19 protein-coding genes are annotated in these 19,447 nt (G+C 58.6%); 7 read left to right on the plus strand and 12 right to left on the minus strand.

Annotated elements, in window-relative coordinates:
* Window positions 1-13 precede the first annotated feature (13 nt).
* The 3 genes from truA to pdxB all read right to left on the minus strand — a co-directional run bounded on the left by truA (window position 14) and on the right by pdxB (window position 3,068).
* Window positions 14-817: a tRNA pseudouridine(38-40) synthase TruA gene (gene truA, locus RAC90_RS10700; protein WP_375124329.1), complete on the minus strand. Its 804-nt coding sequence runs from the start codon at window positions 815-817 to the stop codon at window positions 14-16.
* Complete coding sequence (locus RAC90_RS10705; RefSeq protein WP_375124330.1) at window positions 817-1,827, minus strand: aspartate-semialdehyde dehydrogenase; 1,011 nt, start codon at window positions 1,825-1,827, stop codon at window positions 817-819. The genes truA and RAC90_RS10705 overlap by 1 nt, the downstream gene beginning before the upstream one ends.
* Before the next feature lie 107 nt (window positions 1,828-1,934).
* Window positions 1,935-3,068 (minus strand): 4-phosphoerythronate dehydrogenase PdxB, encoded by a 1,134-nt coding sequence (gene pdxB / locus RAC90_RS10710; protein WP_164482328.1) that lies wholly within the window; start codon window positions 3,066-3,068, stop codon window positions 1,935-1,937.
* Window positions 3,069-3,216: 148 nt separating this feature from the next.
* Between pdxB and RAC90_RS10715 the strand changes: the two genes are divergently transcribed.
* Complete coding sequence (locus RAC90_RS10715; protein ID WP_033740681.1) at window positions 3,217-4,116, plus strand: DMT family transporter; 900 nt, start codon at window positions 3,217-3,219, stop codon at window positions 4,114-4,116.
* On the opposite strand, the gene RAC90_RS10720 is transcribed toward RAC90_RS10715, so the two are convergent.
* Together RAC90_RS10720 and tctD are read right to left on the minus strand one after the other, a co-directional pair.
* Window positions 4,097-5,485, minus strand: a complete 1,389-nt coding sequence (locus tag RAC90_RS10720) for a sensor histidine kinase (protein WP_033740683.1) — start codon at window positions 5,483-5,485, stop codon at window positions 4,097-4,099. The genes RAC90_RS10715 and RAC90_RS10720 overlap by 20 nt on opposite strands.
* Window positions 5,476-6,147 (minus strand): transcriptional regulator TctD, encoded by a 672-nt coding sequence (gene tctD / locus RAC90_RS10725; RefSeq protein ID WP_033740685.1) that lies wholly within the window; start codon window positions 6,145-6,147, stop codon window positions 5,476-5,478. The genes RAC90_RS10720 and tctD overlap by 10 nt, the downstream gene beginning before the upstream one ends.
* Window positions 6,148-6,266: 119 nt before the next feature.
* Between tctD and RAC90_RS10730 the strand changes: the two genes are divergently transcribed.
* The 4 genes from RAC90_RS10730 (at window position 6,267) to flk (ending at window position 10,359) form a co-directional block, all read left to right on the plus strand.
* Window positions 6,267-7,247, plus strand: coding sequence for a tripartite tricarboxylate transporter substrate binding protein (locus RAC90_RS10730; RefSeq protein WP_033740686.1), 981 nt, complete (start codon window positions 6,267-6,269; stop codon window positions 7,245-7,247).
* Window positions 7,248-7,259: 12 nt separating this feature from the next.
* Complete coding sequence (locus RAC90_RS10735) at window positions 7,260-7,691, plus strand: tripartite tricarboxylate transporter TctB family protein (protein ID WP_033740687.1); 432 nt, start codon at window positions 7,260-7,262, stop codon at window positions 7,689-7,691.
* A 10-nt stretch (window positions 7,692-7,701) separates the two neighbouring features.
* Window positions 7,702-9,204 carry a tripartite tricarboxylate transporter permease gene (locus RAC90_RS10740; protein ID WP_033740688.1) on the plus strand — a complete coding sequence of 501 codons (1,503 nt, stop codon included), beginning with the start codon at window positions 7,702-7,704 and terminating at the stop codon, window positions 9,202-9,204.
* A 114-nt stretch (window positions 9,205-9,318) separates the two neighbouring features.
* Window positions 9,319-10,359, plus strand: a complete 1,041-nt coding sequence (gene flk / locus RAC90_RS10745; protein ID WP_033740689.1) for a flagella biosynthesis regulator Flk — start codon at window positions 9,319-9,321, stop codon at window positions 10,357-10,359.
* A gap of 1 nt (window position 10,360) precedes the next feature.
* Here flk and RAC90_RS10750 read toward each other — a convergent pair whose 3' ends face one another.
* Window positions 10,361-10,804: a rhodanese-like domain-containing protein gene (locus RAC90_RS10750; protein ID WP_006120072.1), complete on the minus strand. Its 444-nt coding sequence runs from the start codon at window positions 10,802-10,804 to the stop codon at window positions 10,361-10,363.
* 88 nt (window positions 10,805-10,892) lie between these two features.
* On the opposite strand from RAC90_RS10750, the gene RAC90_RS10755 reads away from it, so the two are divergent.
* Window positions 10,893-12,332, plus strand: coding sequence for a PLP-dependent aminotransferase family protein (locus tag RAC90_RS10755; protein WP_054687422.1), 1,440 nt, complete (start codon window positions 10,893-10,895; stop codon window positions 12,330-12,332).
* An 85-nt stretch (window positions 12,333-12,417) separates the two neighbouring features.
* On the opposite strand, the gene fabB is transcribed toward RAC90_RS10755, so the two are convergent.
* Complete coding sequence (gene fabB / locus RAC90_RS10760) at window positions 12,418-13,638, minus strand: beta-ketoacyl-ACP synthase I (RefSeq protein ID WP_324030254.1); 1,221 nt, start codon at window positions 13,636-13,638, stop codon at window positions 12,418-12,420.
* Window positions 13,639-13,789: 151 nt separating this feature from the next.
* On the opposite strand from fabB, the gene mnmC reads away from it, so the two are divergent.
* On the plus strand, window positions 13,790-15,802 hold the full coding sequence (gene mnmC / locus RAC90_RS10765) for a bifunctional tRNA (5-methylaminomethyl-2-thiouridine)(34)-methyltransferase MnmD/FAD-dependent 5-carboxymethylaminomethyl-2-thiouridine(34) oxidoreductase MnmC (RefSeq protein WP_375124331.1): 2,013 nt from the start codon (window positions 13,790-13,792) through the stop codon (window positions 15,800-15,802).
* Window positions 15,803-15,830: 28 nt separating this feature from the next.
* On the opposite strand, the gene RAC90_RS10770 is transcribed toward mnmC, so the two are convergent.
* From RAC90_RS10770 to aroC, 5 genes are read right to left on the minus strand one after another with little or no spacing between them, the layout of a single operon-like run.
* Window positions 15,831-16,115: a YfcL family protein gene (locus RAC90_RS10770; RefSeq protein WP_006120077.1), complete on the minus strand. Its 285-nt coding sequence runs from the start codon at window positions 16,113-16,115 to the stop codon at window positions 15,831-15,833.
* Window positions 16,116-16,147: 32 nt separating this feature from the next.
* A complete protein-coding gene (locus tag RAC90_RS10775; protein ID WP_039339723.1) occupies window positions 16,148-16,690 on the minus strand; it encodes an elongation factor P hydroxylase in 543 nt (180 codons plus the stop codon).
* Window positions 16,691-16,709: 19 nt separating this feature from the next.
* Complete coding sequence (locus tag RAC90_RS10780) at window positions 16,710-17,513, minus strand: sulfite exporter TauE/SafE family protein (protein ID WP_006120080.1); 804 nt, start codon at window positions 17,511-17,513, stop codon at window positions 16,710-16,712.
* Window positions 17,514-17,521: 8 nt separating this feature from the next.
* Window positions 17,522-18,340 (minus strand): penicillin-insensitive murein endopeptidase, encoded by an 819-nt coding sequence (gene mepA, locus RAC90_RS10785; RefSeq protein ID WP_375124367.1) that lies wholly within the window; start codon window positions 18,338-18,340, stop codon window positions 17,522-17,524.
* A 4-nt stretch (window positions 18,341-18,344) separates the two neighbouring features.
* Entirely contained in the window at window positions 18,345-19,430 is a 1,086-nt protein-coding gene (gene aroC, locus RAC90_RS10790; RefSeq protein WP_033740703.1) for a chorismate synthase, read from the minus strand.
* Between the last annotated feature and the right edge of the window lie 17 nt (window positions 19,431-19,447).

Consider the following 19,447-nt stretch of genomic DNA (forward strand, 5'->3'; position numbering starts at 1 on the left):
TAGCTAAGGTTGATTAATCCGCGAGGAACAACGGCCCCATCGGCGGCTGAGGTAAAGCAAAGTGCGCGGGATAATCCACCGCCACCAGATAAAGCCCTTCGGCTTTTGCCGTGGCCGCCGCCAGCGTGCGATCTTTGGCGGCCAGCAGTTCTGCCATCCAGGATTCTGGCTGATTACCACAGCCAATTTCCATCAGGCTACCGACAATGTTGCGCACCATATGGTGCACAAAAGCGTTGGCTTTAATGTCCACAATGACATAGGGCCCGTGACGACTGACGTTCAGGTGCATCACGTTGCGCCATGGCGTACGTGACTGGCACTGTACGGCGCGAAACGAGGTGAAATCGTTCTCGCCCAGCAGGCTCTGCCCGGCGCGCTGCATCTTTTCCACATCCAGCGGATAGTAAAAGTGCGTCACGCCCTTGCCCAGGATAGCCGGACGTAAGCGCTGGTTGTAAATCAGGTAACGGTAACGCCGGGCTGTGGCGCTGAACCGTGCATGAAACTCGTCCGGCACGGCTTTCACCCAACGTACAGCGATATCGTCCGGCAGATTGGCATTGACACCCAATGTCCAGGCGGCATCCGCTCGCTGCGCCACGGTCTCAAAATGCACCACCTGTCCGGTGCTGTGCACGCCAGCATCGGTACGCCCGGCGCAAAATACGCTCACCGGATGGTCCGCGACCTTCGACAGCGCCCGCTCCAGCTTTTCCTGCACGCTGCGCACTTCCTGCTGCCGTTGCCAGCCGTAGTATCGGCTGCCGTCGTACTCGATGCCCAGTGCCAGCTTTCTTGTCTGACCTTCCGACATCAGTACATATACTCCTGCACCAGCTTCTCTGCGGTTTTCACCGCCATCAGCGCGCCACCGAAACGAACGTTGTCCGCCACGGACCAGAACTGCAACAGCTCCGGAATACCGTAGTCATTACGTACACTGCCGATACTCAGCTCATTGCTACCTGAGGCATCCGTTACCGGCGTGGGAACGTCCTCTTCGTCGCTCAGGCGAATATCGGCGGCCAGGGCCAGCTCTGCTCTGGCTTCGTCTGCTGACAGCGGGCGCAGATTTTCAATGTGGACGATCTGGGCATTGCCATAAAACACTGGTGCCTGAACGCTGCTGACCGCCACGGGCAAACCGTCGTCCTGCAACACTTTACGCACCTGATCAACCAGGCGACGCTCACTCTCCACGCTGCCCTCTGCATCGGCCTGTTGTGGCAGCAGGTTAAAAGCCAGCTGACGACCAAAATGGTGGTCATCCGCCGGTACGCCGTTCAGCAGGCGGGCGCTCTCCCCGGCCAGCGCATCCACAGCCACTTTGCCGTGCGTGGAGACGGAGATCAGATTGGTGACCTGCAAACGGCCTAAACCAGCGGCATCGACCAGCGGTTTGATAGCCGTCAGCAGCTGGCTCACCAGATTATCGGCCACGCTGATGATATTGCGATTACGGTAATCGGCCAGCACCTGCGGATTCACATCCGGCACCACCAGCGGCACATCCGGCGACAGGGCAAACAGCTCACTGCTGTCGATAACCAGGCAACCCGCACTCGCCGCCTCTTCCGCATAACGCGCCGAGGCGTCACGACCGGCAACAAAGAAGGCCAGCTGCGCCTGTGACCAGTCAAACTCCGCGGCGTTTTCAACCCGTAAAGAGCGCCCTTCAAAACGTTTACTTTCACCGGCGCTGTTATCGCTTGCCAGCAAATACAATTCACCAACCGGGAACTGGCGTTGAGCCAGCAGTTCCAGTACAGCGTTCCCTACTGCGCCTGTTGCGCCAAGAAGCGCAATATTCCAGCCGTCAGACATGTTGGTTTACCTCAGACAATGACATAAAAACAGAAGGCGGTGATGTCACCGCCCAGGGATTCAGATTTATCCCTGCACCTCTACCCGCGTTTTACGCAGGCTGACAATCAGGTGGAGGATAATACGGCGTTAAAGCCCAACTGAGTGAGCATTTCTGCGGTCGCGGCCTCATCGCAGTTCACCTGCAATGATGACCACTCGCGACGCTCTTCATACTGCTTGCGCAGGCGGTCAAATTCACCCGGTTTTGCCGCCACTTTTCGCAGGGGCGCATCATCGCGGCGCACATCATACACCAGATGCACAAGACGTTTCAGCGTTGACTGATCGAGCGGCCCATTCAGGCTGATCTGGCTGAACTCTGGCGTAGGCAACAGGCTGCTCAGGGGCACCTGCTGCGGCTGACCAATAAAGTCGCACCAGGCTTCGAACACCTGGGTGGTGCCGCGCGCCTTGCCCTCAAGGGTGTAACCGGCAATGTGCGCCGTGGCAATATCAACCCGATCCAGCAACGCGAGGGAGAGATCCGGCTCCGGTTCCCAGACGTCCAGCACCACGCTCAGATCGTGACGCAGGTTCAGCACCTCAAGCAGTGCGGCATTGTCGACCACCGGGCCACGGCAGGCGTTAATCAAAATCGTCTTCGGTTTCAGGGCCATCAGCAGCGCGGCATCGGCCAGATGCCAGCTTTTATAGGGGCCCGATTTAAACAGCGGCGTGTGAAAGGTCAGAATATCGGCCTGCTGCACCAGCGCATCAAGCGAAAGAAACTCGCCGTCGTCACCCCGATCGGCACGCGGGGGATCGCATAACAGGGTTTTCACGCCCCAGGCTTCCAGCCGCTTCTGCAGACGTCCGCCCACATTTCCCACGCCCACGATGCCGACAGTACGATCGCGCAACTGGAAACCGTCCCGCTCTGCCAGCAGCAGCAAGGCAGAAAACACATATTCAACCACCGCAATCGCGTTACAGCCGGGGGCCGCAGAGAAGGCGATGCCCGCCTGCTGCAGCCACGCTTCGTCAATATGATCCGTGCCCGCCGTGGCGGTGCCGACAAACTTAACGGGTTTGTCCTGCAACAACGCGGCGTTGACCTGGGTGACGGAACGCACCATCAGACCATCGGCATCCGCCAGTTCGGCTTCAGGAAGCGGTCGGCCAGGTACGGCGACCACATCGCCCGTACGACTAAAGAGTTCACGGGCATACGGCATATTTTCATCGACGAGAATTTTCACCACGGCTTTCCTGTCTGTGTATTGAAGGGCGCTATTCTGGCACAAAAGCCTGACATTCGCCTAACCACGCAGTGCAGGGGCGGGTAAGGCTGGCAGAAAGGGGCATCACAGGCGTACACTGCCGCGGGTCTGAGACGGGAGCCTTGTTATGGTCTTTTTATTTCCGCTGTTTGCGGTGTTGATTTGGTCGGTTAACGCTATCGTGAATAAATTATCGGCAGGTGCCATTGAGCCTGCCGCAATTTCATTCTATCGCTGGCTGCTGGCGTTGCTGGTGCTGACGCCTTTTGTCCTGCCGGGCGTGCTGCGGCAATGGCAGACGATCCGGCCGCATCTGGGACGACTGATGATTCTGGGCCTGCTGGGCATGGCGCTGTATCAGAGTCTGGCCTATTACGCCGCCCATAGCGTGAGCGCCCTGTTTATGGGCATTATCGCCGCGCTGATCCCGCTACTCACCGTGCTGCTCAGTGTCCTTATTCTGCGGATTGCCCCGACCGTGGGGATTCTGGCCGGCAGTCTGATCTCCTTCTGTGGCTTAATCTGGCTGGTCAGTGAAGGCAATCCTGACCAGTTGCTGCATCACGGCATCGGTACGGGCGAAGCTCTGATGCTGGCGGCCTCAGCCTGCTATGCGCTTTACGGCGTGATGACAAAACGCTGGTCGATTCCCCTGCCCGTCTGGCAGAGTCTGTATGTGCAAATTGCCGCTGGCGTGATGCTGTTGCTGCCCGGTTTTCTGATGACACCGGATGTCTCGCTCACGCCACGGAATCTTCCCCTGGTGGCCTTTGCCGGCCTGTTCGCCTCCATTCTGGCCCCCTGGCTGTGGATTCATGGCGTACAAAAGTTGGGGGCCAGCATCACCAGTATTTTTATGAATCTGACACCGCTCTTTACCGCCCTGATTGCGGTGCTGTTTTTGCATGAACATCTGCACAGCTATCACTGGATTGGCGGCGGTCTGACGCTGGCGGGCGTTCTGCTGGCACAGCGTCTGCGCAGGCCGTTAACGCGACGGGAATCGCTTAAGGCCGATCCGCATTAAACCGGATAGTGACACGCAGCCCACCGAGTGACGGGCTGCTATCCAGCGTGACGGTTGCGCCATGCCAGGCGCAAATATCGTGCACCAGCGCCAGCCCGATACCTGCTCCCGTCTGCATCGCGGCGTTATCCAGCCGGATAAATGGCCGTAAAGCGCTTTGCTGCTCTTCCGGGCGAATGCCCGGCCCTGAATCCTCAATGTATAATCTGCCGCTCTCCAGGCGCGCCGTCACCGTACCCTGCACCGGCGTATAGGTAATAGCGTTATCCAGCAGGTTGGCGCACAGCTCGCCCAGCAGCAGCGCATCGCCTTTGACGTCGCCGTGCGCATCACCTTCGTAACCAAGATCAATCTGTTTCGCACGCGCAGCCGCATAGCGGCTCAGGCACGCCTCGCGCACCACCGTCGCCAGATCCACTTTCACCATGGGTTTATCTTCGCCGTGTCGGGCTTTGATACGCGCCAGTTGCAGCAGCCGGTCGGTAAGCAGGATGGTGTCATCCAGCGTGTAGCGCATGCTCTGCAGGCTTTCCCGCCACTGTTCGGGCTGATGGCTGTCCAGCGCTGTGCCGATCTGGGTTTTCAGAATGGTGAGCGGCGTGCGAAGCTGATGAGCGGCGTCGGCGCTGAACCGATCCTGACGCGCCAGCAATCCCCGCAGCCGTTCCAGATAGCGGTTAAATGCCACGATAAGCGGCTGTAGCTCCGACCACGGCAGGGACGGCAGCGGCGTCAGTTCAGCACCATCGCGACGCAGCACAATGCGGGACAGACGGCGTAAAGGCCGCAACACCCGGCGTAGCATCAGGCTTGCCAGCAACACGGCAATTAACACCAGCGCGCTCTGGCTGAGCAAAGCCGTGCGCATCAGCCCTTTCGCGAAAGCCTCACGGGAATGGATGGTTTCCGCGACCAGCACCAGCGCCATACCTTCCGCGCCCGTCTCGCTGACGGGCTGCCACAAGGCCGCCACCCGGATGCGCTGCTTTTGATAATAGCCGTCATAGAAATGGACCAGCGCGGGATAGGTCTCTGACATCGCGCTGGTGACGGGGATCGGGGGAAGCCCGTCATAGCCGGACAGCGTTTTCCCCTGCGGCGAAATCACCTGATAAAACAGGCGATCATTCATGTTGCGCTCAAAGCTGTCGAGCACCACCCAGGGCACGTCGACCTCCAGGTGTTGGTTACGCACCACCAGCCGTTCAGCGACTGTGCGCGCAGAGGCCAGCAGAGAGCGATCGTAGGCCTGATTCGCCGCCGCCAGTCCGCTCTGATAGTGCGTGTAAACAGAAAGCACCCACAGCAGGGAAAGCGGCAGCCCCAGCCAGGCCAGTAACTCGCCCCGTAGCGAGGTGATCAGTCGCATGCCAGGGTTTCCAGGCTGTAGCCCAGTCCGCGCAGCGTCACAATGCCCACGTTACTGCCCGCCAGCTTTTTGCGTACCCGGTGTACATACAGCTCGATGCTTTCCGGGCTGGCGTCATCCGCCAGGGTGAAGGTTTGTTCATACAAATGCTGCCGCGAGACCGGGCGGCCCCGACGCTGCATCAGCGTGGTCAGTACGCTGGATTCACGCGGTGTCAGCGCCAGCGGTTTCTCTGCCAGCAAAAAGTAGCCTTCGCCGTTCAGCACCAACTGGCCCAGCGTCTGGTGCCGGGCCGAGTGTCCCTGCGCACGACGCAGCAACGCACGCAGGCGCGCATCCAGCTCATCCAGTTCGAAGGGTTTGGTCAGATAGTCATCCGCGCCGGTATTCAGGCCGCGCACGCGGTCGTCCAGCGTCGTGCGTGCGGTCAGCAGCAGCACCGGAACATTTTGTCCACGCCGACGTAACCGGGTTAACACCTCAATGCCGTCCAGACGCGGCAGGGAAACATCCAGCACAACCAGCGCGTAATCTTCACTTTGCAGGCTGTGATCCGCCGAAACGCCGTCCGCGACCCAGTCCACAGCAAACCCTTTTTGCGTTAACGCCTTCTGTAACCATCGCGCCAGCTCGGCCGTGTCTTCCACCAGTAAGAGACGCATATCACATCCTTTCACTAAACCTGATGGCTGAAAGGTAAATGAAAGGTTACCGATTTAACAATTCAATAACGCCGAATTGTCGGTAGTAATCACACTCTGAAAGAAAGATGGAGCGCACGATGAAAAAAATAATCCACACCGCCCTCGCCTCTGCCCTGTTGGCTCTCATGTTGCCGTCGCCAGGTAATGCCGCTGCCCCCGACAGGACCGAATGCATTGCCCCCGCCAAACCGGGTGGCGGTTTCGATCTGACCTGTAAGCTGATTCAGGTTTCACTAATGGAAACCAAACAGATCGAAAAACCGATGCGCATTACCTACATGCCTGGCGGCGTGGGTGCTGTGGCCTATAACGCTATTGTGGCTCAGCGCCCGGCTGAAGCAGGCACCGTGGTCGCCTTTTCGGGCGGCTCACTGCTGAATCTGTCGCAGGGAAAATTTGGCCGTTACTCGGTCGATGATGTGAAGTGGTTAGCGGCCATCGGCACAGATTACGGCATGATCGCCGTGCGGGAAGACGCGCCGTGGAAAAATCTGGGCGAATTAATGGCGGCCATGAAGGCAGATCCGACCAAGGTGGTGGTCGGTGCGGGTGCCTCCATCGGCAGTCAGGACTGGATGAAAACCGCGCTGGTGGCGAAAGAAGCCGGTATCGATCCGCGTAAAATGCGCTATGTCGCCTTTGAAGGCGGGGGCGAAGTCGTCACCGCGTTATTGGGCAATCATATTCAGGTGATGTCGGGCGATCTCAGCGAAATGGTGCCGCACCTGCAAGGCGGTAAACTGCGCGTCCTGGCGGTGATGGCCGACAAGCGTCTGCCCGATCAGCTGGCCACGATTCCGACGGCGAAAGAGCAAGGGTTTAACGTGGAATGGCCCATTATTCGTGGCTTCTATCTGGGGCCGAAGGTCAGCGACGCGGATTACCAGTGGTGGCAGAGCGCGTTCGAAAAAATGGTGCAAACGCCCGAATTCAGGCAACAGCGCGAACTGCGTGGCCTGTTTGAGTTCAATCTCTTTGGCGCAGAACTGGATAAATACGTGAAGAATCAGGTGGCCGCTTACCGTGAGCAGGCGAAATCCTTTGGTCTGGCTAAGTAACCGGAGCGCATCATGAGCGATCGTATTTTTGCCACGCTGTGGCTGGTGTTATGTCTGGCAGGGTTGGTTGTCGCCTGGCAAATCCAGAGTGAATACAGTTATGAACCCGTCGGCCCGCGGCCTTTTCCGTTGGCGCTGCTCACCCTGATGGCGCTGTGTGCCGTCATGCTGCTGCTGAGAAAGCCCGATGCTATCCAGTGGCCCGCACCGCAGACGATGAAACGTCTGGTGGCGCTGGCCGTCATGCTGTTCGTGTATGGCTGGCTGTTTGAACGTCTGGGGTTCCCGTTATCCACCGCGCTCCTGACCTTCGGCATCGGCATGCTGTTTGGCGCGCGCTGGTGGGCCGCCGTCCTGTCCGGCGCGGTTATGGGGTGGGCGCTGTTTTACGCCTTTGACCATCTGCTGGATGTCACCCTGCCGGCTGGCAGCCTGATGAGCTAAGGAGAGAAAAATGGATATCTGGTCTTTTCTCATGCAGGGTTTTGCCGTTGCCATGACACCGCAAAACCTGCTGATTGCCTTAACTGGCTGCTTTATCGGAACGATTGTTGGCCTGCTGCCCGGTCTGGGTCCGATCAACGGCGTGGCCATTCTGATGCCGCTGGCCTTTGCGCTGCACCTGCCTGCGGAGTCTGCCCTGATTTTACTGGCAACGGTGTATCTGGGCTGTGAATACGGCGGACGCATCTCGTCGATACTGCTCAATGTGCCGGGCGACGCTGGCGCGATTATGACCGCGCTGGATGGCTACCCCATGGCACAGCAGGGAAAAGCGGGCGTAGCGCTGTCTGTCTCTGCCGTGAGTTCGTTTGTCGGCTCCACCATTGCGATTATCGGCATCATCCTGTTCGCCCCGCTGCTGGCGCGCTGGTCGCTGGCGTTTGGCCCGGCGGAGTATTTTGCGCTGATGGTGTTTGCCATTGCCTGCCTGGGCAGCATGATGAGCCAGAATCCGCTCAAGTCATTTCTGTCCGCCCTGATTGGCTTAAGCATGGCGACCGTCGGCGTGGATGCCAACACCGGCGTTTATCGCTTTACCTTTGACAGCGTTCACCTCTCCGACGGCATTCAGTTTGTCGTGGTGGTCATTGGCCTGTTCTCGGTGAGCGAAATTTTGCTGATGCTGGAATCCACCCATACGGGACAAAAGGTGGTGCGCGCCAGTGGCCGCATGATGTTCAACATGAAAGAAGCCGCCCAGTCGACCGGGGCTACGCTGCGATCATCGTTTATTGGTTTCTTTGTCGGTGTCTTGCCCGGAGCCGGTGCCACCATCGCCAGCGCAATCGCCTACATGACAGAGAAAAAAATCAGCGGCAGCGACCAGTTTGGTAAGGGCGATATTCGTGGTGTTGCTGCGCCGGAAGCCGCCAACAACGCTTCGGCGTGCGGATCGTTTATTCCGATGCTGACGCTGGGCATTCCGGGCTCTGGCACCACCGCGGTGATGGTCGGCGCGTTGACGCTATATAACATCACGCCCGGTCCGGCGATGTTTACCGAACAGCCGGATATCGTCTGGGGGCTCATTGCGGCGCTGTTAATTGGCAACGTGATGCTGCTGATTATGAACATCCCGATGATCAACGTGTTCGCGCGTATGCTGACCATTCCGCTGTGGTTTCTGGTACCGGCCATTGCCGCCATTTCTGCGGTTGGCGTTTACGCCGTACACAGCACCACCTTTGACCTGCTGTTGATGGTCGGGCTTGGTGTTTTTGGCTATATCCTGCGAAAAATGGACTTTCCGATGTCACCGCTGATCTTAGGTTTCGTGTTGGGCGAAATGCTGGAGCAGAACCTGCGCCGTGCGCTGTCTATCAGCAATGGTGAAATGGCGATTTTGTGGGAGAGCCCGATTGCCAAAGTGCTGCTGATCCTGGCCGTGGCGGTATTGATTGTTCCGTTTGTATGGAAACGTCTGCGCCGTAAAGCCACGCCTGCGCATCAGTAAGTAAATCTTTGGTTGAAACACATCAGCCCCGTGGATTTCCAAGGGGCTTTTGTTATCATAGCGTATTCTGTTTCCGGCGCACCCCACGCTAGTCTGTTTTCCAAGGAATCCGCCATGCAACCTGTCAGCGGCCCCGGTGTGCCGGTCGGCGATCGTTCATCTGTTAATCCCCAAACTGACACTTCACGTCCGGGCAGCGTTGCCGGTGAACAACCGCTGTCGCCTGCCCAGCGTACGACGCTTGAGCGTTTGATTGTGCGCATCATGTCCCTCAGCACGTTAAAAGCGCCGGAGCTCTGGGCTGGGCTGCGCCATGAAGTGGGTGTGAAGAGTGAAGCGGAACTGCAGTCGCGCCACTTCCCGGCTGCCGAGCAGTTTCTCAACGCCCGCCTGGCGCAGGTGCAAAATGGCCATGCCACACGTCAGCTGATGACGCAACTGACCGAATTGCTGCCGAAAGGAAACAATCGTCAGGCTGTCAGTGATTTTATCCGTCAGCAGTTTGGTCAGACGGTGCTGAGTGCCCTGACGCAGGACCAGCTGCGTCAGGTGTTAACCATGCTGCAAAATGGTCAGATGGCAATCCCCCAGCCGCAACAGAGTCGCACCAGCGATCGCTCTCTGCTGCCCGCCGAACACCAGGCGCTGAATCAGCAGATCGTCCGCCTGGCGGCCGCCACTGGCGAATCCAGCGGCAAAATCTGGACGGCGGCGCTGAAGCTGGTGAACCTGACCAGTGGCGATCCGATTCCTTCACGCCATTACCCGTTACTGACTCAGTATCTCCAGGTGCGTCAGACGCTGAGCCAGCACAGCGCGCCAACGCTGCAGCTGATTGAAAGCTCACTGAAACATCCTCTGGACAAGCGTGAGCAGCAGATGCTGGAGGATTACAGCCAGCAACGGTTCCAGGCTACCCCGCAGACGGTGTTGACGCCGACCCAGACGCAGGACCTGCTTAACTTCCTGTTTTCACGGCGCGCAGAGCGAGCCCATGAGCAGGCGCTGGCCGACAGTGAGTTGAATCCGCACCCCATCTGGGCACCGATTTCCGCCTCGCTGCCGCCCGCGCTGAAACCGCTGGCTGAGCGCCCCTTACTGGCCGCGGTCGTCGGGCTGATCGTACTGGCCTTTCTGCTCTGGCTGGTGCTGTAAGTCAGCAACCACAGGATGCCGCAGCCGTTGTCTGCGGCCATTCGCCCGCCTCATCGCCCCATGCCATGGGGTGACCATCCCGCTTCCAGAAATCCAGCCCCCCAGTCAGCTCTTTCACCTGAAAGCCCAACAAGGCTAACTGATGCGCCGCTTTGGTTGAGCCATTGCAGCCAATCCCATCGCAGTAGGTGACGTACACTTTATTGCGATCCAGGCGGGCCGTGCTGGCTTCGTTCATTTCCCGGTGTGGGAAAGAGATCGCGCCACAGATATGACCGCCGCGATATGCCTCTGCCTGGCGCGCATCCACGACCACAATCCCCTGAACCTGACGGGAAAGATCCTCAGCCAGATCCCAGGCATCGGTGTAATACGCCAGTTTAGCCTGCAGATACGCCACGCTTTGCGACGGTGAGGCGGGAGGGAAACGTAAAACGGATGACATCGGCATTTCTCCTGTTGTGTGATGACGGCAGTGTACGGCAAAGTGGATGCCTGACTAAGACCCATCTGAACCTGTTGATAAGACCATTATGTCGTCACCGCTTCTGCAACTGTTTCATCATCAGACCACGGGCGGTCTGCGTGACCGCCTGTGCGCCACGCTGCGTCAGTGGATAGAAACCGCGCACCTTCAGGCCGGACAGAAACTGCCCTCTACACGTCAGCTGGCCACGGATTTAACGCTGTCACGCGTGACGGTGGAAGCGGCTTACGCCCAGCTCGAAAGCGAGGGTTATCTGCGGCGGGAAACAGGCCGGGGCAGTTTTGTTGCCATCACTCTCCCTGACAAAGCTCCCCGCATTCGCGCCAGCCGCATGGCCCGGTTGTCACGACGCGGCCAGCAGGTCCTGGCGACAGGCGGCTGCCAGGACGCGCCGTTTCCCTGTGCGTTTGCAGCGGGTTCTCCGGAGTTGCGGGCGTTTCCTCATGCGGTCTGGCGGCGGTTAACCGCACGTATCCAGCACAGCGAAGGCCAGAGCGTGATGGGCTATGGCGATCCGTCAGGCTATATGCCACTGCGCCACGCGCTGGCTGATTACCTTGCGTTGTCGCGCGGCATTCACTGCCAGCCTGAGCAGGTCGTGATTCTGACCAGCTCGCAGCAGGCCCTTCAGCTACTGGCGCTGATGCTGGTCGACCCTGGCGATAACGTGTGGATGGAGGAGCCGGGTTATGCGGGCGCACGCAACGCCTTTCTGGCTGCGGGTGCCCGCGTGAGCGGAATAAGTGTGGATGGCCAGGGCGCCGTCCCTCAGCCTGGCGCGGCAAAGCTGATGTACCTGACGCCCTCCCATCAGTATCCGACAGGTGTTGCCTTGAGTCTGCCACGTCGTCTCGCCTGGCTCGACTGGGCACGCCGCAACGGTAGCTGGCTCATCGAAGACGATTATGACAGTGAGTTTCACTATGATGAGCGCCCCGCTCCCGCGCTGCACGCACTCGACAGGGATCAGCGGGTGATAACCTTAGGCACGTTTTCAAAATCCCTGTTCCCGTCCCTGCGCCTGGCATGGATGGTCGTGCCCGAGGCGCTGGTGGAACCCTCGGGTCGCGTACGCAGCATTCTGGATGGTCACAGCGCCCTGCTTCCCCAGGCGGTGACCGCCGCGTTTATGCAGCAGGGGCACTTCGCCAGTCATCTGCGCCTCATGCGTCAGCTTTACCAGAGCCGTCGCGATCGCTTACTGGAACAGATTGAACAGCGTCTGACGCCGTGGCTCACCCCCTTTCCCTGTCCGGGCGGACTGCAACTGGCTGTTAACCTGTTACAGGGGGATGAAGGCGCTTTGACCGTACAGGCGGCAAACGCGGGCTTACTGTTACCCCGGCTCAGCCCGCTGTATAGCGAAAAAACAAACCGGCAAGGCTGGCTATTAGGTTTTGCGGCGCTCACGCCGGATGAAATTGTGGCGGGATGTGACAGTCTGGTCAGGCTGCTGTCACGCAGCGCATCCCGTCAACGTGACTAATGGACCGAAACAAACAAGGCCGGCAATCGCCGACCTTTTGGATGTGTGTGCGTCATGCTGCGCGCAACATGACGCTTCGCCACACTTATGCCTGGTATTTACGCATGGTCAGGGTGGCGTTGGTGCCGCCGAAACCAAAGCTGTTAGACATCACGGTGGTAAGGGCTTTTTCCGTCGGCTCTGTCACGATGTTCATGCCTTCTGCCGCGGCGTCCAGCGAGCTGATGTTAATGCTTGGGGCGATAAAGCCGTGCTCCAGCATCAGCAGTGAGTAAATCGCTTCCTGCACACCCGCCGCTCCTAAGGAGTGGCCGGTCATGGCTTTGGTCGCAGAGATGTACGGTGTGTTTTCGCCAAACACTTCACGAATAGCACCCAGCTCTTTGACATCGCCCACTGGCGTAGAGGTACCATGGCTGTTCAGATAGTCGATTGGCGTGTCCACGCCCTGCATCGCCATCTTCATGCAGCGTACAGCGCCTTCACCTGACGGTGCGACCATATCAGCACCATCAGAGGTGGCACCGTAGCCCACGATTTCAGCATAGATGTGCGCGCCACGAGCCAGCGCATGTTCCAGCTCTTCCACCACGACCATACCGCCGCCGCCTGCGATAACGAAGCCGTCGCGCTCGTTGTCATAGGTACGTGACGCTTTTTCTGGCGTGTCGTTGTAACGGGTCGACAGGGCGCCCATCGCATCGAACTCACAGGCCATTTCCCAGCACAGCTCTTCGCCGCCGCCGGCAAAAACGATATCCTGCTTGCCCAGTTGAATCTGCTCAACCGCGTTACCAATACAGTGTGCAGAGGTCGCACAGGCTGAACTGATAGAGTAGTTTACGCCGTGGATTTTAAACGGTGTGGCCAGGCAGGCAGAAACACCGGATGCCATCGCCTTGGTCACCACATAAGGGCCAACGGCTTTCAGGCCGCGTGGGCTGCGCATCGCATCCGCGCCAAAAACCTGAAAACGTGGAGAACCGCCGCCGGAACCTGCAATCAAACCTACGCGAGGGTTGTTCTGGTAGGCTTCGTTGCTCAGGCCAGAATCTTTGATAGCTTCTTCCATTGACAGGTAAGCATAGATGGACGCATCACTCATGAACCGCACAATTTTGCGATCAATGAGGCCGGTGGTATCGAGTTTAACGTTACCCCAGACGTGACTACGCATGCCGGAATCTTTCATCTCCTGGGAAAAAGTGATGCCTGAGCGGCCTTCACGCAGAGATGCCAGCACCTCTTGCTGGTTATTACCAATACTGGAAACGATCCCTAAGCCAGTAATCACAGCACGTTTCATTCAATCTTCCTCAACACTTCTGTTATTTGACGAGCACTCTAGCTTACACTTGTACGCCGAACAAGTCCGATCAGCCAATTCCTTTGTAAATTTGCGTCATCTTCCCCCGGCCGATAAACTCCTGCCATTCCCTGAAAAATGAGCCTTTACTGTGAAACTGTCTCCGGTTGAACATGCCCAACTGAGCTGGAATGAACAGGGTACACCTGTTTCCCGAGCCTTCGGCGACGTCTACTTTTCCAACGACAATGGTCTGGAAGAGACGCGCTACGTGTTTCTGGGTGGCAATGATTTCCCCCAACGATTTCACCACCATCCACGCGACCTGCTGATTGTGGCCGAGAGCGGCTTCGGCACTGGCCTTAACTTTCTTACGCTCTGGCAGGCGTTTGACCAGTTCCAGCGTCATCATCCCGATGCGGCGCTGAAGCGACTGCATTTCATCAGCTTTGAAAAATTTCCGTTGACCCAGGCCGATCTGATGGCGGCCCATCAGCACTGGCCTGAACTTGCGCCCTGGGCCGACCAACTCCAGCGTCAGTGGCCATTGGCCCTGCCCGGCTGCCAGCGGCTGTTATTCGATGCCGGCCGCATCACGCTGGATCTGTGGTTAGGCGATATTAATGCGCTAATTAATAATTTTGATGACAGTCTGCATCGTCAGGTCGACGCGTGGTTTTTAGATGGCTTTGCGCCGTCGAAAAATCCCGATATGTGGACGCCGGAACTGTTTCAGTCGATGGCGGCGCTGGCCCGGCCAGGGGGCACATTTGCCACCTTTACGGCCGCCGGTTTCGTACGTCGTGGCTTGCAGGAAGCGGGCTTTGCGGTCACGCGCCGTAAAGGATTTGGTCCAAAACGGGAAATGCTGTGCGGCTCGCTTGAACAGGCACCAGCACAGTACCCGCGCCAACCCTGGTATGCCCGGCCTGCGCCGTCTGAAAAAGAGGTCGCTCTGGTGGGCGGCGGTATCGCCAGTGCGACGCTGGCCCTGGCTTTACTGCGCCGCGGCTGGCGCGTTACGCTGTATTGCGCCGACGAAGCCCCCGCGCTGGGCGCATCCAGCAATCGTCAGGGCGCACTATACCCTTTGCTTAATCAGCACGATCCGGCGCTTGCCACCTTTTTCCCCGCCGCCTTCACGTTTGCCCGTCGCCTGTATGACGCGCTGGATCTGCCGTTCGAACACGACTGGAGCGGCGTCCTGCAGCTCGGCTGGGACGATAAAAGTGCCAGCAAGATTGAACAGATGCTGGCGATGGGATTACCTGAAGAAATTGCCCATGGCGTGACGCAACAGGAAGCCGAGGCGCTGGCGAAGGTTGCGCTGCACTGCGGCGGCATCTATTACCCGATGGGCGGCTGGTTAGCCCCGGCCGAACTGACCTCTTCCCTGCTGTCCAGGGGCGAGCAACTGGGATTGCGTGTACACTGGCTGCATCGCGTCACCGCGCTCAGTCAGAATGCGCAGGGCTGGACGTTAACCTTTAGCGAGCAGCCCGATGTGCATCACGCTGCCGTGGTGTTGGCGAACGGCCATCACCTCACCGACCTGCCCCAGACCGACGCGCTGCCCGTGTATCCGGTGGCCGGTCAGGTCAGCCATGTTCCCGTATCGCCTGCGCTGTCGGCGCTCAGGACGGTGCTCTGCTACGATGGCTATCTCACGCCCGCCAGTCCCCAGTTTGCGACGCACTGTATCGGGGCCAGCTATCACCGGGGCGAGACCTCCACCGCCTTTCGTGAAGCGGATCAGCAGGAGAATCACCGCCGCCTGCAGCATTGCCTGCCGCACAGCGACTGGGTTAATGCGGTGGATGTCAGTCAGAACGCAGCGCGCAGCGGCGTACGTTGTGCCGCGCGGGATCACTTACCGATGGTGGGCTGTGTGCCGGATTACGCAGCGACGCTTGCGCTTTATGCCGATCTGGCGCAGCAGAATGCCCGCGGAGCGGCGATCCCAGCGGCGCCGTACTTTCCCGGCCTTTATCTGTTCGGCGCACTTGGCTCGCGCGGGCTGTGCAGCGCACCGCTGGCGGCAGAAGTCCTGGCGGCACAGCTGAGCGGCGAACCTCAGCCGCTGGATGCCAGCACGCTGGCGGCGCTGAATCCTAATCGTTACTGGGTCAGAAAGCTGCTGAAGGGCAAAAAAGCGGGGAAATAGCACCAGGGCGGCATGCCGCCCTGCTCACTCAGGCAGTCTGCTGACGCGCCTGTAAAAACAGATTATCCCACATGCCAATGACCAGCGCCTGATCCCGTGGCGATAACTCTCCGGCGGCAATGGCATTTTGCAGGCTGCGGGTGACCTGAATCTGCAGCGCCTGCGGCGTGTGGTCATCCAGTTGCTCCACTTCCGCGACTGCCAGGGTTAAATGGCCACGCAGATAACCGCTGGCAAACAGCTCATCGTCACTGGCGTGCTCAACCATATCGTCAATCAGGGCCAGAATACGCGCTTCAAATTCTGCGATCATCTCAATTCCTCTGTTAAATAATCCCTTCTGCATTACACATCTTCCGGCCATGGAAACTGTGATGCGGTCAGAGAAGGCCTGCCATAAAATTCAGCCAGGGCTGAAATAAAGCGTGCGGGACGGGCAGGAATGCCCGACGCCAGGTAGCTCATGACCTGGGCATGAACTTTACGCTGAAAAGCAATGCGATCGGGCTCACAATCGCCATCGAGATTGTCACAACTGACATTGAAGGGAAAGCCTGCGGCAACGCAAAACATCCACTCCAGGGCCTGCGGCTTCACCTCAACCGATTCAAACTGGCTTTGCGTTTGCGCATCCCGCCCGTCCGGGCAATACCAGTAGCCAAAATCGACTAACTTGCGCCGGGCTTCACCGGCAATGCACCAGTGCGAAATTTCATGCAGCGCACTCGCGTAAAAACCATGGGCGAACACCACCCGGTTCCATGGTGATTCGCTGTCTGCAGGAAGATAAATCGGTTCATCATCGCCTTTAATTAGACGGGTCTGAAAGTCTTCGCTAAAGCAGCGGTCAAACAGCGTAATGAGCTGCGGGTAGTCATGTGTTGTCATTCAATATTCACGTAAAGTATTACAGATTCAGCGCCGCCAGCCAGGCCAGAACCTCACTGCCGTGGCTGTCCCAGAGCAATTTCATGCTCATGACCGCCGAAACGATCACCACCATCGGACGAATCAGCTTTTGCCCACGCGCCAGAACCAGCCTTGCGCCCAGTCGTGCGCCACAGACCGCGCCCAGCATCATGATCAGGCCGGTGCCCCACACCACTTTCCCGCCAAAGATAAAGAACAGCAGGCTGCCAAAATTTGAGGTGAAGTTAAGCAGTTTGGCATGCGCAGTCGCTTTCGCCAGGTTAAAGCCACACAGCGTCACAAAGCCCAGCGCATAAAACGAGCCAGCTCCCGGGCCAAAAAAACCATCATAAAAACCGATACAGCCACCGCCGATAAGGGCAAAAGGCAGCCCCCTGAGACGATGCACCCGGTCTTCCTCGCCAATGCGCGGCATTAACAAAAACCACATACCGATAGCGATCAGCAGCAGCGGCAGGATTTGCCGCAGGAAATCGGCCTGAAGATGCTGAATCAGCACCGCGCCGCCCACCGCGCCCAGAAAGGTCATGGCGATATTCAGCCGTTGCTCACGCAACGTAATGGCTCCCCGCCGTACAAAATACAGGCTGGCAGAGAAAGAGCCGCCGACCGACTGGAGTTTGTTGGTCGCCAGCGCCTGCGCCGGCGACAGCCCGGCCGCCAGAAGAGAAGGAAGCGTGAGCAGGCCACCGCCGCCCGCAATCGAATCAATAAATCCAGCCAGTAGCGCAATAAAAAATAGCAGGACAACCGCCAGCGGGCTGGCAATGAACCACTCCATGGGAACCCTTACAGTAAATGTTTATCCAGCAGCGCCTGACAGGCAGGCGGCAGCGGCGGGGGTTCACGCTTCACAGGCGCAGAACCCGGCTGCTTTGGCAGGAACCAGCTCTGCAACTCTGCCCCGCAGCCATCCCCGGGAGGCGGGGGAGCCTGCTCCTCACAATCCGGGCTGCCCTGTGGACAGCGCAAACGGACGTGCATATGGGCGCGGTGCGCGAACCAGGGCCGTACTTTATGTAACCAGCTTCGATCTGTACCCGCATCCGCGCAAAGCTGCTTTTTAATCGCCGGATTGACGAAGATGCGCGTGACATCTTCATCTTTCGCCGCCAGTTTAATCAGACTGGCGATTTCAGGCTGCCAGTGACGCGCAACGACGTTCCTGCCATCGGCGGCCACCAGATCCAGCGGCTGAGGTTTCAGTAACTGCTGTGCGCTCCAGCGGGTTTTCGGCAGTTGTAGCCAGATATCCACGTCGAGTCCGGTCTGGTGGCTGGCATGGCCGCTGCTGAAGCGTCCGCCGGCAGCCATGCCCATATCGCCAATCAGCACGTTGCCCAGTTGCAGATTGTGCGCCTGCATGGCCAGGCGCTGGATAAACAGAATCAGGTCGGGATGACCGAAATAGCGGCGCTGATCCTGACGCATGACCTGATAATCCGGTGAGTTAAGCGGCAGAGTCTGCGCGCCGACAATACAGCCGTTGGCAAAGCCGCCAATCGCATTCGGTGCACCCGCGACAGGGTGCTGAATACGCTGCCATGGCGTCGCCGCCAGGCTTGCCGCGCTGAGTAACAGCGCGCTGAGCATCAGCATCACTTTCATCAGGTTACCAACGTGGCACGGTGGAGTTGACATCGCCACACTGCGCACGCTGGCGCAGCAGATGGTCCATCAGCACAATTGCCATCATGGCTTCGGCAATCGGCACCGCACGAATGCCCACGCAGGGATCGTGACGGCCTTTCGTGATCATCTCCACTTCTTCCCCGTCACGGGTGATGGTTTTGCCTGGCACGGTAATGCTGGAGGTCGGCTTCATCGCCAGATTGGCGCTGATGGTCTGACCGCTGCTGATACCGCCGAGAATGCCGCCTGCGTGGTTACTCTGAAAACCGTTAGCCCGAATTTCATCGCGATGCTGACTGCCGCGCTGATTCACCACGGCAAAGCCGTCGCCAATTTCAACGCCCTTCACGGCGTTAATGCTCATCAGCGCATGCGCGAGATCCGCATCCAGGCGATCAAAGACCGGTTCGCCCAGGCCCGGCGGAACATTTTCCGCCATGACCGTGACTTTGGCACCGACAGAATCGCCCTCTTTTTTCAGCGCGCGCATCAGTTCATCCAGCGCCTCAAGCTTATCGGCGTCCGGGCAGAAGAACGGATTCTCTTCAACGATGGTCCAGTCTTTAAGTTCACAGGCCACGTCGCCGATCTGCGCCAGATAGCCCCGCACCACGATCCCGTGCTGCATGTGCAGGTATTTTTTGGCGATGGCGCCCGCCGCCACGCGCATCGCCGTCTCACGTGCCGATGAACGGCCACCGCCGCGATAGTCGCGCGTACCGTATTTTTGTTCGTAGGTGTAATCCGCATGGCCGGGTCGGAACAGATCTTTAATGGCGCCGTAATCCTGCGAACGTTGATCGGTGTTCTCAATCAGCAAGCCAATCGAGGTCCCTGTGGTGACACCTTCAAACACACCTGACAGAATTTTGACCTGATCCGGTTCACGGCGCTGCGTCGTATAACGCGAAGTGCCCGGACGGCGGCGGTCCAGATCGTGCTGGATATCGGCTTCGGTCAACGGAATGCCGGGCGGCACGCCATCAACAATACATCCCAGAGCAATGCCGTGAGATTCGCCAAAGGTGGTGACGCGAAAGAACTGTCCGATGCTGTTTCCGGCCATTGAGATTCCTTGTTACG

Origin of the sequence: Pantoea sp. CS_6, from assembly GCF_041954745.1 — a bacterium.
In the GTDB taxonomy this organism is placed as follows: domain Bacteria; phylum Pseudomonadota; class Gammaproteobacteria; order Enterobacterales; family Enterobacteriaceae; genus Pantoea; species Pantoea stewartii.

Excerpts from the sequence above, each read along its gene's own strand:
- fabB (WP_324030254.1), bottom strand. The coding sequence starts at position 13,638 with ATGAAACGTGCTGTGATTACTGGCTTAGGGATCGTTTCCAGTATTGGT.
- RAC90_RS10755 (WP_054687422.1), top strand. The coding sequence starts at position 10,893 with ATGTCGTCACCGCTTCTGCAACTGTTTCATCATCAGACCACGGGCGGT.
- tctD (WP_033740685.1), bottom strand. The coding sequence starts at position 6,147 with ATGCGTCTCTTACTGGTGGAAGACACGGCCGAGCTGGCGCGATGGTTA.
- RAC90_RS10730 (WP_033740686.1), top strand. The coding sequence starts at position 6,267 with ATGAAAAAAATAATCCACACCGCCCTCGCCTCTGCCCTGTTGGCTCTC.
- flk (WP_033740689.1), top strand. The coding sequence starts at position 9,319 with ATGCAACCTGTCAGCGGCCCCGGTGTGCCGGTCGGCGATCGTTCATCT.
- RAC90_RS10735 (WP_033740687.1), top strand. The coding sequence starts at position 7,260 with ATGAGCGATCGTATTTTTGCCACGCTGTGGCTGGTGTTATGTCTGGCA.
- RAC90_RS10720 (WP_033740683.1), bottom strand. The coding sequence starts at position 5,485 with ATGCGACTGATCACCTCGCTACGGGGCGAGTTACTGGCCTGGCTGGGG.
- RAC90_RS10770 (WP_006120077.1), bottom strand. The coding sequence starts at position 16,115 with ATGATCGCAGAATTTGAAGCGCGTATTCTGGCCCTGATTGACGATATG.
- RAC90_RS10750 (WP_006120072.1), bottom strand. The coding sequence starts at position 10,804 with ATGTCATCCGTTTTACGTTTCCCTCCCGCCTCACCGTCGCAAAGCGTG.
- mepA (WP_375124367.1), bottom strand. The coding sequence starts at position 18,340 with ATGAAAGTGATGCTGATGCTCAGCGCGCTGTTACTCAGCGCGGCAAGC.
- RAC90_RS10780 (WP_006120080.1), bottom strand. The coding sequence starts at position 17,513 with ATGGAGTGGTTCATTGCCAGCCCGCTGGCGGTTGTCCTGCTATTTTTT.
- RAC90_RS10705 (WP_375124330.1), bottom strand. The coding sequence starts at position 1,827 with ATGTCTGACGGCTGGAATATTGCGCTTCTTGGCGCAACAGGCGCAGTA.
- truA (WP_375124329.1), bottom strand. The coding sequence starts at position 817 with ATGTCGGAAGGTCAGACAAGAAAGCTGGCACTGGGCATCGAGTACGAC.
- RAC90_RS10740 (WP_033740688.1), top strand. The coding sequence starts at position 7,702 with ATGGATATCTGGTCTTTTCTCATGCAGGGTTTTGCCGTTGCCATGACA.
- RAC90_RS10775 (WP_039339723.1), bottom strand. The coding sequence starts at position 16,690 with ATGACAACACATGACTACCCGCAGCTCATTACGCTGTTTGACCGCTGC.
- RAC90_RS10715 (WP_033740681.1), top strand. The coding sequence starts at position 3,217 with ATGGTCTTTTTATTTCCGCTGTTTGCGGTGTTGATTTGGTCGGTTAAC.
- aroC (WP_033740703.1), bottom strand. The coding sequence starts at position 19,430 with ATGGCCGGAAACAGCATCGGACAGTTCTTTCGCGTCACCACCTTTGGC.